This is a genomic window from Kitasatospora sp. NPDC088391, from assembly GCF_044753345.1.
GTDB lineage: Bacteria > Actinomycetota > Actinomycetes > Streptomycetales > Streptomycetaceae > Kitasatospora.
Genome location: NZ_JBIVNB010000005.1, coordinates 436893 through 449671 on the forward strand (window position 1 = coordinate 436893; position 12779 = coordinate 449671).

General features: G+C 75.0%; 10 protein-coding genes. 5 read left to right on the plus strand and 5 right to left on the minus strand.

Annotated features, from left to right (window positions below; genetic code table 11):
• Positions 1 to 42 precede the first annotated feature (42 nt).
• The gene (locus tag ACIQBJ_RS18530; protein ID WP_400710906.1) at positions 43 to 402 is read right to left on the minus strand and encodes a VOC family protein; all 360 of its coding nucleotides are present in this window, start codon (positions 400 to 402) and stop codon (positions 43 to 45) included.
• An 84-nt stretch (positions 403 to 486) separates the two neighbouring features.
• Positions 487 to 1035: a hypothetical protein gene (locus tag ACIQBJ_RS18535; RefSeq protein ID WP_400710909.1), complete on the minus strand. Its 549-nt coding sequence runs from the start codon at positions 1033 to 1035 to the stop codon at positions 487 to 489.
• 433 nt (positions 1036 to 1468) lie between these two features.
• On the opposite strand from ACIQBJ_RS18535, the gene ACIQBJ_RS18540 reads away from it, so the two are divergent.
• On the plus strand, positions 1469 to 3079 hold the full coding sequence (locus tag ACIQBJ_RS18540) for an ABC-F family ATP-binding cassette domain-containing protein (RefSeq protein WP_400710912.1): 1611 nt from the start codon (positions 1469 to 1471) through the stop codon (positions 3077 to 3079).
• Between the two features lie 31 nt (positions 3080 to 3110).
• On the opposite strand, the gene ACIQBJ_RS18545 is transcribed toward ACIQBJ_RS18540, so the two are convergent.
• Complete coding sequence (locus tag ACIQBJ_RS18545; RefSeq protein ID WP_400710915.1) at positions 3111 to 5114, minus strand: carbohydrate binding domain-containing protein; 2004 nt, start codon at positions 5112 to 5114, stop codon at positions 3111 to 3113.
• A gap of 180 nt (positions 5115 to 5294) precedes the next feature.
• Between ACIQBJ_RS18545 and ACIQBJ_RS18550 the strand changes: the two genes are divergently transcribed.
• Together ACIQBJ_RS18550 and ACIQBJ_RS18555 are read left to right on the plus strand one after the other, a co-directional pair.
• The gene (locus ACIQBJ_RS18550; RefSeq protein ID WP_400710918.1) at positions 5295 to 6383 is read left to right on the plus strand and encodes a substrate-binding domain-containing protein; all 1089 of its coding nucleotides are present in this window, start codon (positions 5295 to 5297) and stop codon (positions 6381 to 6383) included.
• Positions 6384 to 6532: 149 nt separating this feature from the next.
• Positions 6533 to 7207, plus strand: coding sequence for a hypothetical protein (locus tag ACIQBJ_RS18555; protein WP_400710921.1), 675 nt, complete (start codon positions 6533 to 6535; stop codon positions 7205 to 7207).
• 7 nt (positions 7208 to 7214) lie between these two features.
• On the opposite strand, the gene ACIQBJ_RS18560 is transcribed toward ACIQBJ_RS18555, so the two are convergent.
• Both ACIQBJ_RS18560 and ACIQBJ_RS18565 read right to left on the minus strand, forming a co-directional pair.
• Complete coding sequence (locus ACIQBJ_RS18560; protein WP_400710924.1) at positions 7215 to 7997, minus strand: sugar phosphate isomerase/epimerase family protein; 783 nt, start codon at positions 7995 to 7997, stop codon at positions 7215 to 7217.
• 46 nt (positions 7998 to 8043) lie between these two features.
• Complete coding sequence (locus ACIQBJ_RS18565; RefSeq protein ID WP_400710927.1) at positions 8044 to 10059, minus strand: DUF2264 domain-containing protein; 2016 nt, start codon at positions 10057 to 10059, stop codon at positions 8044 to 8046.
• 309 nt (positions 10060 to 10368) lie between these two features.
• On the opposite strand from ACIQBJ_RS18565, the gene ACIQBJ_RS18570 reads away from it, so the two are divergent.
• Together ACIQBJ_RS18570 and ACIQBJ_RS18575 are read left to right on the plus strand one after the other, a co-directional pair.
• A complete protein-coding gene (locus ACIQBJ_RS18570; RefSeq protein ID WP_400710930.1) occupies positions 10369 to 11724 on the plus strand; it encodes an ABC transporter substrate-binding protein in 1356 nt (451 codons plus the stop codon).
• Positions 11724 to 12728, plus strand: a complete 1005-nt coding sequence (locus tag ACIQBJ_RS18575; RefSeq protein ID WP_400710933.1) for a carbohydrate ABC transporter permease — start codon at positions 11724 to 11726, stop codon at positions 12726 to 12728. The genes ACIQBJ_RS18570 and ACIQBJ_RS18575 overlap by 1 nt, the downstream gene beginning before the upstream one ends.
• The last annotated feature ends 51 nt before the right edge of the window (positions 12729 to 12779 follow it).

The following is a 12779-nucleotide window of genomic DNA, read 5'->3' on the forward strand; positions in this document are numbered from 1 at the left end:
TTCTAGGCGGCGCCGCGCCCGCGCCCGCCGCCCCCGCCCGGGCTACCCGGACTCGGGCTGCCAGAGCTCGATCCGGTTGCCCTCCGGGTCGGTGACCCAGCCGAACCGGCCGACGCCCGGCATCCCCTGCACCTTCCCGTCCACCGCCGCGCCCGCGGCGCGCAGTTGGGCGAGCATCGCGTCCAGGTCGCGGACCCGGAAGTTCAGCATCACCTGCTGCGCGGGGGAGCCGAAGTAGTCCGTGCCGGACTCGAAGGCGGCGAACACCGTCGGGCCCGCGGCCTGCTGCCACTGCCCGTGCGGGCCGGTCTCCAGACCCAGGACGTCGCGGTACCAGGCGCTCAGCGCGGCGGGGTCGGCGGCGCGCAGGAAGCACCCGCCGATGCCGAGGACTCGTTCCATGCCGCCCATCCTGGCAGCCGCCCCCGACAACCGACCGCCGGATCGCCGCCGACCGCCGACCGCCGACCGCCGACCGCCGACCGCCTACCGCCGGGCCAGCAGCGCGCCGAGTCGGCCCAGGGTGCCGGAGAACCTGGCGGTCCCGTCGTTGAACGGGGAGACCGTCGCCTCGTCGCCCGCGGGGCCGGAGAGTCCGAAGCGCCCGTTGGGGCCGTCGATCACCGTGTACTGCCCGGGCCCGAACCGCTGCAGGAACAGCACGGCGTCCTCGCCCTCCCGGAACAGGGTGTCGTCCCCGTACTGGACGCCCTTCCCGCCCAACTGCCGGACCAGGACGGTCCGCGCGCCGGCCGCGTCGCCCCGGTGGTCGGAGAGCTGTGCGGTGACGGTGAACTCGAAGTCGGTCCGGGTGAGACCGCTGCCGTCGGTCTGCTCGCCGAGGTTCCTGCTGAACCGGCCGGCGACGGCCAGGTCGCTGTGGGCGTCCAGTTCCTCGACGTTCCGGTAGCCGGGCCCCCACGTGGTCGGGACGCGCCGGACGGGCTGCCCGCCGTGCTGGGAGCACCCGACGGCGAGGACGCCGACGGCGGCGGCCAGCACGGCGGGGGCGAGGATTCTGCCTCTGGACAGCACGGTTGCTCCGGTCCTCGGTGGGGCCGCGCGCGAGCTGCGCGGAGCCGGCGCGGGGAAGTGGCGGGTGGGAATGCGGCCCAGCATCCCCCGGCTGCTCCGCGCGGGGCAAGGACGGGACGGAGCCGGACCGGGGCGGGACTTAATTCCGTTGCGCCCGGTCGGAGGGGCTGCGTAAGGTCGGTGGAGTCACATTCCCGCACGTCTGGAGAAGGCCGTTGCTCGTCTGAGGTCATGAGACACCGCGCCACGCCGCACCTGTGTTGTTCCCGGGTGTCCGAGCGTGTACTGGGCGCGAGTGCGACCTCGGCAGGGCGGCGTTCCACGGCTCCCGTGCGGGTTCTTCGGTTTCCCGCGACGGCCCTTCCCGCTCCCGCGTCCCCGGTGTCTCCCGTGTTGCTCCCCTTCCCCGCGCGGCAACCTCCAGGAGGCCCCCATGGCGCAACCGACCACGTCCATCCTCTGCACCGACCTCGGCTTCGAGTGGCCCGACGGCCGCCCCGTGCTGAGCGGCTTCCACCTCGCGGTCGGCCCCGGCCGCACCGGTCTGGTCGGCCTCAACGGCGCGGGCAAGTCCACGCTGCTCCGGCTGATCGCGGGCGAGCTCACCCCGGCCTCCGGCACCGTCCGGATCGCGGGCGAACTCGGCTACCTGCCGCAGGACCTGACCTCGGCGGCGGACCGCCGGGTCGACGAGACGCTCGGCATCCGCGCCAAGCGCGAGGCCCTGCACGCCATCGAGTCGGGAGACGTCGACGAGCGGCACTTCACCGCCGTCGGCGACGACTGGGACGTCGAGGAGCGCGCCCGCGCCACCCTCGACCGCCTCGGCCTCGGCGAGCTGGAGTTCGACCGCACCACCGGTGAACTCTCCGGCGGCCAGGCCGTCCTGCTGCACCTGGCGGCCCTGCTGCTCCGCCGGCCGGACGTCCTGCTGCTCGACGAGCCGACCAACAACCTGGACGCCCGGGCCAGGGCCCGGCTGTACGACGCCGTGTCCGCCTTCCCCGGCGTGCTGCTGCTGGTCAGCCACGACCGCGAACTGCTCGACCGGGTCGACCAGATCGCCGACCTGCGGGACGGCGAAGTCACTTGGTACGGCGGCAACTTCACCGCCTACCAGGAGACGCTGACGAACGAGCAGGAGACCGCCGAACGCCTGGTCCGGACGGCCGGGGCCGACGTCAAGCGCCAGAAGCGGGACCTGATCGAGGCCGGCCAGAAGCTGGACAAGTCCGCCTCGTACGGCAAGGCCCGCTCGATCCGGCGCAACGACCCCAAGGCCCTGGCGGACAAGCTCCAGGCCAAGGGCGAGGAGACGGCCGGCCGGCTCAAGGGCATGCACACCGAACGGCTCAACGACGCCAAGGAGCGGCTGGCCGCCGCCGAGGAGGCGGTCCGGGACGACGCGGAGATCCGGATCGACCTGCCCCGCACCGCCGTCCCCGCCGGGCGCACCGTCCTGGTGCTGGACAAGGTCCGCCCGGCCTTCGGCGGCCTGGTCGACCTGGAGCTGCGCGGCCCCGAGCGGATCGCGCTGATCGGCCGCAACGGCTCCGGCAAGACCACGCTGCTGCGCACCGTCGCGGGCGAACTCCCGCCCGCGGCGGGCGAGGTGGCCACGCCGGTGCCGCTGCGGTACCTGCCGCAGCGCCTCGACGTGCTGGACGACGGCCTCAGCGTGTTCCGGAACGTCAAGGAGCACGCCCCGGCGGCCGGGGACAACGAGGTCCGGGCCCGGCTGGCCCGGTTCCTGTTCCGGGGCGCCCGGGCCGACCAGCCGGCCGGCACGCTCTCCGGCGGCGAGCGCTTCCGGGCCACCCTGGCGGCCCTGCTGCTGGCCGACCCGCCGCCGCAGCTGCTGCTGCTCGACGAGCCGACCAACAACCTGGACCTGGCCAGCGTCCGCCAGCTCACCCAGGCCCTCGCGGGCTACCGGGGCGCGCTGATCGTGGCCAGCCACGACTACCCGTTCCTGCGGGAGATCGGCATCACCCGCTGGATGGAGTGGGACGGGGGTGGGCTCCACGCGGTGGACCCGCAGTGAGCCCGCCCCCGCCGGGCGGCCCGGCGGCGGCTCAGACCTTCGTCACCGTCAGGTCGTCGCACCAGCCGTAGCCGCCGCCGCTGCGCGCGTAGCAGTAGACGCGCGCGCTGGTGGCGGTCGGCCCGGTGGTGAACACCGTCGAGCCCTGGCTGTACGCGGTGGCGGTGAAGGCGGCCCGGGTGCTGGAGCCCGCGCTGTCGTACTGCTTGACGCCCAGCGACAGTTCGGTGCCCGCGGCGGAGACCTTGCCCCAACCGCTCAGCCGGTAGGTGGTGCCCGGCTGCAGGGCGATCACCTGCTCGGCCGCCGCCTGCGCGGGGCCGACCCGGACGGCGTACGTCCCGCCGTGGGCGTTCGCGGCGTCCAGCTGCACGCCGCCGTAGGACGTCCACGGGGCGAGCGCGCCGCTCTCGAAGCCCCCGTTGGCGAGCAGGGCGGGCGCGGCGCAGGCGGTGTCGTCGAAGGCGGACGCCTGCTGGAAGCCGAGGTCGGGGCGGCAGGTCTGCGGCACGGGCGCGCCGAAGAAGTCCTGTCCGCCGTTGGCGGGCACGGTCGCGCCCGCGCCCCGGGCCGGGGAGGCGGCGGCGAGCCCGTAGTCGGCGGGGGCGGTGCCGCCGGGGTTGGCGAGCCGCGGGTCGGCGGTCAGCTTCCGGGCGTCGGCCGGCTCGTTCGCCGGGTGGTTGCCCCAGAAGGCGTTGGCGTCCCAGCCGAAGTCGCCCGGCTTGTAGGCGCTGGAGCCGAATCCGATGTAGCCGCCGCTGCCCAGGTTGTAGAACAGGTTGCCGCTCAGTGCGGTGGTCGAGGTGCCCGACCCCTGCTGGACGATCGCGGTGGTCGAACCGGCGGGCAGGTAGGCGGTGTTGTTGTACATCCGGGCGTTCTTCTCGCCGACGGCGAACAGCCAGCGGCTCTGGTCGGCCCGGCTCAGGTTGTAGCGCACCACCGTCCCGGTGGAGGAGGAGCCGGCCCCGCAGGCGCCGCAGAACAGCATGAAGCCGCCCTGGTTGTCGTGGCTGTAGTTGTACTGGAACAGCGCCCCGGTGTTGCCGTAGTCCGAGTCGAAGGCCATCCCGTCGTTGTTGTCCGACAGCCGGCGGACGTGGTGCACCTCGTTGTACTGCACCGTGGTGAAGTCCGAGTTGATGGTCCAGATCCCGGCGTTGGAGCCCATCGGGCGCATCGCCAGGTCGAAGGCCGTGTTGTGCTCGACCAGCGCGTGGTCGGCGGCCCGCACCACGATGCCGTCGCCGCCGGTGTCCTGGATCGTGTTGCCGCGGAACACCAGCCGGGTGCTGGCCCGCCAGTTGCTGGTGGTGCCGCAGCCGTCGCCGGTGCCGTAGGTCGGCCGGCACATCCAGGTCGAGCGGTTGGTCAGGCCCTCCCGGTCGACGTGCGCGATCAGCGAGTTCTGCACCGTCACGTCGTCGAAGTTGGTCGGGGTGGTGCTGCCGGAGACCCGGAACTGGATGCCGTTGGACCACTTGGTGGCGTCGCCGTTGACGTCGTGCACGTACACGTCGTCGACCAGGTAGTGGGTGCCGACGCCGTCCGGCAGGTCGGCGATCTCCACCAGCAGGCCGTTGCGCTCCCGCTTGGTGGCGGCGGTGTCGGTGTAGGTGATCTCCAGGTCGCGGATCTCCCACTGCTCGACGTTGTAGAGGCGCACGGCGGCGTTCTGGCTGCTCGCCGGGTCGCCGGCCACCACGGGGCGGGCGGTGCCGGTACCGTAGCCCGCCAGGGTGATCGGCGCGCCGGCCGTGCCGGAGCCCTGCGGCTGCAGGGTGCCGGTGCAGGTCGCGCCGCGCTTGAGCAGCAGCCGGTCGCCGGGCTGGAAGAGGTGCGCGTTGGCGGAGCCGAGGCTGTTCCAGGGCGCGGCCTGGCTGCCGGAGCCGTCGGCCGCGGCCGAGCAGTCCAGGTACCAGGAGGTGCCGCCGGCCGCCGCCGCCGCCGTGGCGGCGGGCAGCGCGGGGGAGAGGAGGGCGGCGGCCAGTGCGACAGCGGGCACGGCACGCCGGAGGGCGTGGGACAGGAGCATGGTGGGGACTCCCGAGAACGAGGGGTGGGATGGGCGCCCGCCCCGCACCGTAGGTTCACCATGTGATCGAGTCAATACATTCAGACCTTTCGATCGAATGGCGATCGAATGATACAAATTGATCGAGCAGTGTCACCGCGGCCCGACCGGGACCGCGGCCCGAACCAGGAAGGGGACGCCATGACCGTCTCGGCAGCGGAACGCCGGACGCGGATCCTGCAGGTCGTGCGCGACCTCGGCACCGTCAAGGTGGTCGACCTGGCCACCCGCCTCGGCATCCCCGCGGTCACCGTCCGCCGGGACGTCGCCGCCCTCGCCGACGCCGGCGAACTCGCCCGCTCGCACGGCTCGGTGGCCCTCCCCGACACCGGCCCGCAGGCCCGCCCCGGCCGACCCGACCGGGTCGTCGGCATGCTCGTCCCCACCGTCGGCTCCTACTTCGACGAGGTGATCGCCGGCGCCCGCGCCGCCGCCGCCACCGCCGGGGCCCGCCTGGTCCTCGGCATCGCCGCCTACGAGGCCCGCGACGACCGCGCCCAGGTCGACCGGCTGCTCGAATCCGGCGTCGACGGCCTGCTGCTCACCCCCAACTGGCAGCCCGGCGACACCCCGCCCCGCCCCGGCGACCAGCACTGGCTCGCCGAACTCCCCGTCCCCGCCGTCCTGGTGGAGCGCAAGGCCGCCCCCGGCAGCCCCGCCGCCGAACTCGACGCGGTCGGCTCCGACCACCGCCACGGCGTCCTGCTCGCCCTGCGCCACCTCGCCGCCCTCGGCCACCGCACCGTCCTGCTCGCCGCCCGCGCCGACACCTGGACGGCCCACCAGGTCCGCACCGGCTACACCGAGGCCGCCCCGCTGCTCGGCCTCGGCACCCGCCCCGTCATCGACATGCACCGCCCCGGCGCCCCGATCGCCGTCCCCGACCCCGAATGGGTCGCCCAGCAGATCGCCGAGGCCGCCGCCGACGGCGTCCGCGCCGTCCTCGTCCACAACGACCAGGACGCCATCCAACTCCCGCCGCTGCTGCGCAACCGCGGCCTGCGCGTCCCCGAGGACGTCGCCCTGATCTCCTACGACGACGTGTTCGCCGCCCTCGCCGCGCCCCCGCTCACCGCCGTCTCCCCGCCCAAGAAGGCCGTCGGCGAAGCCGCCCTCGACCTGCTGCTGCGCCGCCTCGACGGCCCGCCCGGCCGACCCGCCTCGCACCTCGAACTGCTCCCCACCCTCAAGATCCGGACCTCCTGCGGGGGTGACGGCGCCGCCGTTTGACCAGGTGCTACGGGTGCGACCTGCTTGAATGCCCGCATGACAGCCGTACGCGCCCGCCGCGCCGCCGCCGAACCCGAACTCCGCACCCCCCGCCGGGCCCTGACGCGCCCGCAGGCCCTCCGCCCCGCACCCGAGGGAGGGTGACCGCCATGACGCCGGACGACTTCGACGGCCCCGACTGGGCCCTGCTCTGCTCCGGCCCCGGCCACCGGCCCGGCGGCGGCACCGACGTCCCCGCCGCGCTCGCCGCCCTCGCGGCCGCCGCCGACCACCGCGCCGCCCGGCAGGCCGGCGGGCGGCTGTACGACCTGCTGCACCACGCGGACGGCTCGCACGGCTACCTGCTGCCCGCCGCCCCCGCCGTCCCGCACCTGGTCCGGCTGACCGGCGAAGGCCCCGTCGCGGCACGGGAGTCGGCGCTCGCCCTGCTGGTGGCGCTGGCCGGCGGCGGCCCGGCCGTCGCCGAGGACTGCCCCGGCGCGACCGGCCTGGACCGGCGCGTCGACACGGCGCTCCGGCAGGGCGAGGACGCCTTCCACCACCTGCTCACCGATCCCGAACCGGCCGTCCGCGCCACGGCGTTCGTGCTGCTCACCGTGCTGGAGCACAGCCCGCTGCTGCCCCTGTCCGGCGACGCCCGGATCGCCGCCCAGCTCGACCCGCGGCTCACCTCCGACCGCTACCGCCGGGCCGTCGAACACCTGCACGTCCACGACTGGGACCGCCGGGTCCGCATCCTGCTCGGCCTCGCCAAGGTCGACCCGCTGTTCGGCGCGGGCGTCGAGTACCACGGCGTGGAGTTCGGCCTGGAACACGGGTTCTGAGCGCCGCTCAGCGCACCCCGAGCCCCCGCAGGAAGCGCGCGCCGGACGGGAGCAGCGGAGCGAGCGGGGCGGCCGACGGGTGCCACGGCGCCTCGTACTCCCAGGACACCCACGCCCCGTCGCCCAGCGGGGCCAGGCAGTCGGCCAGCGGGAGGACGCCGTCGCCCAGCGCGAGCGGCGTCAGGTCGGCGGCCGAGGCGACGTCCTTGACCTGGACGTAGCCGAGGCGCGGCGCGAGCCACCGGTGCGACTCGGCCGGGGGCTCGCCCGCCAGCCAGGTGTGCAGCACGTCCCAGAGCGCGCCCACCGGCGCGTCCGGCACGCCGTCGAGCAGCGCCGCCAGCGCGGCCCCCGAACGGTGCGAGTCGTGCGTCTCGACCAGCACCCGCACCCCGAGCGCCCCCGCCGCCTCCGCCACCCCCAGCAGCCGCCGGGCCGCCCGCGCCCCGGCCGCCGCCACCGGGCCCGCCCCGCCGCGCGGGAAGACCCGGACGTAGGGCGCCCCCAGGTCGGCGGCCAGGTGCAGGTGGGCGAGCAGCCCCTCCACCACCCCCTTGTCCGGCCCCTCCTCGGCGACCCCGACGTACGAGGCCACCGCCAGCGGGACCACCCCCGCACCCGCGAACGCCCGCGCGACCCCCCGGCGTTCGGCCGAGGACAGTCCCACGTGCACGGGCTCGGACGGCGCGGCCCGCAGCTCCAGCCCCTGCCAGCCGCCCTCGGCGGCCAGCGCGAGCACGGCGGGGAGCGGGAGGCCGGGGAGGCCGAGGGTGGAGAGGGCGAGGGGCAAGGGGAGTCCCGGGGGTCGGGGGCGGGAAGGACGGAGTGACGGTCGGTCAGACGGCGAGGGCAGCGCGGGTGGTGGTGCCGTCCGGCCAGGTGAGGGACAGCTCCCGGCCGGCGGTGGTGAGGGTGAGGGCGGTCAGCGGGGGGAGCGGGTCGGGGGCGGCGGTGAGGCGGGCGGCCGAGACGAACAGGGCGGTGCCGAGCGGGCCGGTGGTGCCGTCCAGGACGGGGACGGCCGCGCGCGGGCCGAACGCGGTGCCCTCGGGGGCGTCGGCCGTCCCGGCGGTGCTCCAGCCGTGCAGGCCGAGGAGCGCGCCCCGCAGCCCGCCGTCCCCGGCCACCTCGGCGTGGCGGCCGTCGGCGACGGCGACCGGCCGGGCCCCCGCGACGGGCCAGCCGGTCTCGCGGACGGGGGTGCCGGGGGCCGCCCCGGCGACCAGGTGGACGCGGACCTCGTCGGGCCCGTGCGCGAGCGTCAACGAGACCACCACCACCCCGTCCACCGGCCCCCCGCCGCACCGGGGCCGGTGCCACGACGCCGCCCACCCGGGCCCGCCCCCGTCCCCGCCCCCGGACGACACCACCCGCACCCGGGGCCCGCCGGACCCCCCGCCCACGCCGGGCTCCCCGCCGAGCGGTCCGGTGCCGGTGCCCGCGTCCTGCCGGGCAGGGCCCGCGCCGAGGGGGGTGAGGGGGCCGCGGTCGGTGGGGGTGCCGTCGATCAGGAGGGCGAAGTGGTTGTCGGGGAGGGGCGCGGTGGGGGCGGTGCGGGTGGAGTGGGCGAGGCGGGCGTACAGCGGGTCGTCGGGGAGGGGGGTGTCGGCGGGCTGGTCGTCGCTGCCGTGGTTGTGGAGGCGGACCAGGCCGTCGGCGGCGGTGGACTGGATCAGCCAGCCGGGGGCGGGCAGGGCGGTGACGGCGTCCGCGGTCTCGGCGGGGCCGGGGGTCTCGGTGGCGGTCCAGACGGGGTGCCCGGGCGGCAGGAGCAGGCCGAGGAAGCCCTTGGACGCCCAGTAGGGGGAGGCGGGGCCGGAGTAGGGCTGGACGATCGGCGGGTAGGGGCCGTGCCAGCCGAGGGTGAGCAGGCCGCGGGCGTCGAGGGCGTCGCGGTCGAGGAAGTGGCGCAGCGTCCCGGAGGCGAGGCGGCGGGTGGTGCCGGGGGCCAGCGGGGTGCTGTCGAGCAGGGCGCCGGCCCACAGCGGGGCGGCGGCGGCGAACCGGTAGCTGAGCGAGCGGCCCTGGTGGACGGGCGCGCCGTCGCGGTCGAACAGGCGGGCGTAGCCGGTGAGGTGGTCGTGCAGGCGGGCGCCGTACCGGGCGGTGAGGGCGGGGTCGCCGGAGAGGTGGGCGTGCAGGGCGGGGTAGAGGTGCAGGGCCCAGCCGTTGTAGTGGTCGATCGCGCGGGGGCGGCCGTCGGTGTACCAGCCGTCGCCGAGGTACCAGTCGTCGAGGCGGCGCAGGCCGCGGTCGACGGCGGCCCGGGCGGCGTCGGTCTCGATGCCGGCCTCGGCGAGGAAGCCGCCGACGGTGAGCGGGAAGAGCCACCAGTTGTTGTCGACGGGCTGCCGGTGCAGGGCCCCGGCGAGCCAGGCGCCGGCGCGTTCCTGGACGCCGGGGTCGAGGCGGTCCCAGAGGTGGCGGCGGGTCAGGCGCAGGGCGAGGGCGACGGAGGCGGCCTCGACCATGGCCTGGCCGCGGTCGGTGACCGCGCCCCAGGAGACGGCGTCGCCGTCGGCGAGGTCGCGTTCGGCGGTGGGGCGGCGGGTGCCGGCGGCCAGGCCCTCGGCGTAGCGCTCCAGCAGGTGGCCGGGGTCGGCGCCGTCCGCGCCGGCCACCCGGAGGGCGGCGAGCAGGAAGGTGCGGGCGTAGCCCTCCAGGCCGTCGGAGCGGCGGCCGGACCAGCTGGGGCGCGCGCCGGGCAGGTTGATCAGCGCGTGCCGCGGTCCGGCGTGCGGGTGGACGGCGGCCAGCAGGCGGTCGGCGGCGGCCTCCCAGTGCGCCCTGGTCCAGCCGGTGCAGGGGCTGAGCTCGCGGTCTTCCGGCGGGAGCGGCACGGGGTGGGGCATGGCGGCCTCGGTTCCTGGGGGCGCGGGGGCTGTCCGGCCGACCCTAGGAAGTGCTGATCATCCCGTCAAGCAGCATCGATCGAATGATCTCCTTGATCCGATTGTGACCTCCGGAAAATCCCGGAAAACTCAAGGTGAAACCCGATTCGATGGCGAGATGCGATTGATCAGGTCGGATCATTTGATCCGGATGCCTTGACGTCTGATCGGAGGCCGTCCCAAGATAGCGGTCAACCCCGCCCGACCTGCTCAAATCGGGTGATCGGGTACCTACCCGGCGTTTCAAGGACCCCCCACAGGAGCCGTGCCATGCCCTCTCCCGCTCTCCACCGCCGCAGAGCCCTCCGCCTCGCCGCGGCCGCGACCGCCACCGTCCTGGGCGTCACCCTGCTCTCCGCCTGCAGCAGCGACGGCGGCGCCTCGGCCTCGGGCGCCGACGCGGGCAGCGACGGCAAGCCGGTCTCGATCACCTTCTGGGGCTGGGCCAAGGGCACCAAGGACGTGGTGCAGGCGTTCAACGCCTCGCACCCGAACGTCCAGGTCACCTTCGAGGAGATCCCGTCCGGCAACGCCGGCGGCTACGCCAAGATCTCCAACGCGGTGAAGGCCGGGAACGCCCCCGACGTGTTCAACGTCGAGTACCCGCAGCTGCCCGACTTCGTCAGCCAGGGCGCCGTCCAGGACATCAGCAAGCTGGTCCCCGCCGACCTGAAGGGCAAGTACCTGCCGCAGTCGACGGAGCTGACCACGCTCGGCGGCGCCACCTGGGCGCTGCCGCTGGACGCCTCCCCGCAGGCGCTGTACTACCGCAAGGACCTGTTCGAGAAGGCCGGCGTCACCGTTCCCAAGACCTGGGACGAGTTCAGGGCCGCCGCGCAGAAGCTCAAGGCCGCCGACGCCAACACCCGGATCGCCACCTTCTTCCCCGACGACCCGAGCACCTTCGAGGCGATGGCCTGGCAGGGCGGCGCCCAGTGGTTCGGCACCAGCGGCGACAGCTGGAAGGTCGACCTGGCGGGCGACGGGACCAAGAAGGTCGCCGACTACTGGCAGGGCCTGATCGCCGACGACCTGGTCCGGGTCCAGCCCTCGTTCAGCCAGCAGTGGACGGCCTCGCTGCAGAAGGGCGAGACCGCCGCGTACCTCGGCGCCGCCTGGGGCGGCGGCGTGCTCAAGTCCACCCTCGGCACCGACCCGGCCGCCAACGGCAAGTGGGCGGTCGCCCCGATGCCGAGCTGGGACGGGCAGCCCGCCTCCGGCATGCTCGGCGGCACCACCTTCGCGGTCTCCAAGGACAGCAAGAAGGCCAAGGCCGCCGTCGAGTTCGCCACCTGGGCGACCACCACCCCCGAGGGCATCCAGGCCCGGATCTCCTCCGGCTCCTCCTCCGCCTACCCGGCCGACCCGGAGCTGGTGCCGGTCGCCAAGGCCGCCTTCAAGACCGACTTCTACGGCGGCCAGGACGTCTACGCGATCTACCAGGACGCCGCGAAGTCGATCAGGCCGAACTGGGCCTGGGGCCCGACCATGGGCGCCACCAACGGCGCGATGAAGGACGCCTTCGGCAAGCTCGGCCAGGGCGGCACCGTGCCGTCCGCCGTCGACGCCGCCCAGCAGGCCACCCTCGCCGAGCTGAAGAACCGCGGTCTGAAGGCGGCCGGCTGATGTCCGGCACCACCCCCGCCCCGGGCGGCACCCCCGCCGCCGCCCGGGGCACCCGGAAGCGCCGGGCGCCGATCGGCGCCCCGGCCGTCCTGCTCGCCCCGTTCCTGCTGCTGTTCACCGCGTGCACGCTGATCCCGATCGGCTACGCCGTCCACCTCAGCCTGTTCGGCGAGAAGCGCTCCGGGCTCGGCTTCGGCGGCACCACCACCCGGGTGTTCACCGGCCTCGGCAACTACACCCGGGCGCTCGGCGACGCCGCGTTCCGCGACGGCTTCTGGAACACCGCCCAGTACTGCCTGCTGTACATCCCGCTGATGCTCGGCCTCTCGCTCGCGCTGGCCCTGCTGCTGGACTCCGCGCTGGCCCGCGCCAAGCGCTTCTTCCAGCTCGCGCTGTTCCTGCCGCACGCCGTCCCCGGCATCATCGCCGCCCTGGTGTGGACCTACCTCTACACCCCCGGCATCAGCCCCGTGATCGACGCCCTCGGCTCGGCCGGCGCCCAGGTCGACGTGTTCGGCCACCCGCTGTCCGCCGTGGTCAACATCGCGGTCTGGGAGTGGACCGGCTACAACATGGTGATCTTCTACGCCGCGCTGCAGGCCATCCCGCGCGAGGTGCTGGAGGCCGCCGTGGTCGACGGCGCCGGACCGCTGCGCACCGCCTGCTCCGTCAAGGTCCCGCTGATCCGGGCCTCGGTGGCGATGGTCGGCCTGTTCACCGTGATCGGCTCGCTGCAACTGTTCACCGAACCGATGATCCTGCACGACGTCGCCCCCGGCGTGGTCTCCACCTGGACCCCCAACATGTACGCCTACTCCGCCGCGTTCGAACGCAACGACTACGGCCTGGCCGCCGCCTCCTCGGTGCTGCTCGCCCTGGCCGCCGCCCTGCTCTCCTTCGCCGTCACCCGGCTCACCCGCGGCCGCGACGAGCAGCGCGCCCGCAGGCGGAACCGGACCGCGACGGAGACCGCCCGACGGAACGCGACGGAGACCGCCCGATGAGCAGCACCCTCACCCCCGTCCGCCCCGCCGCGCCCGGCCCGGCCGGGACCC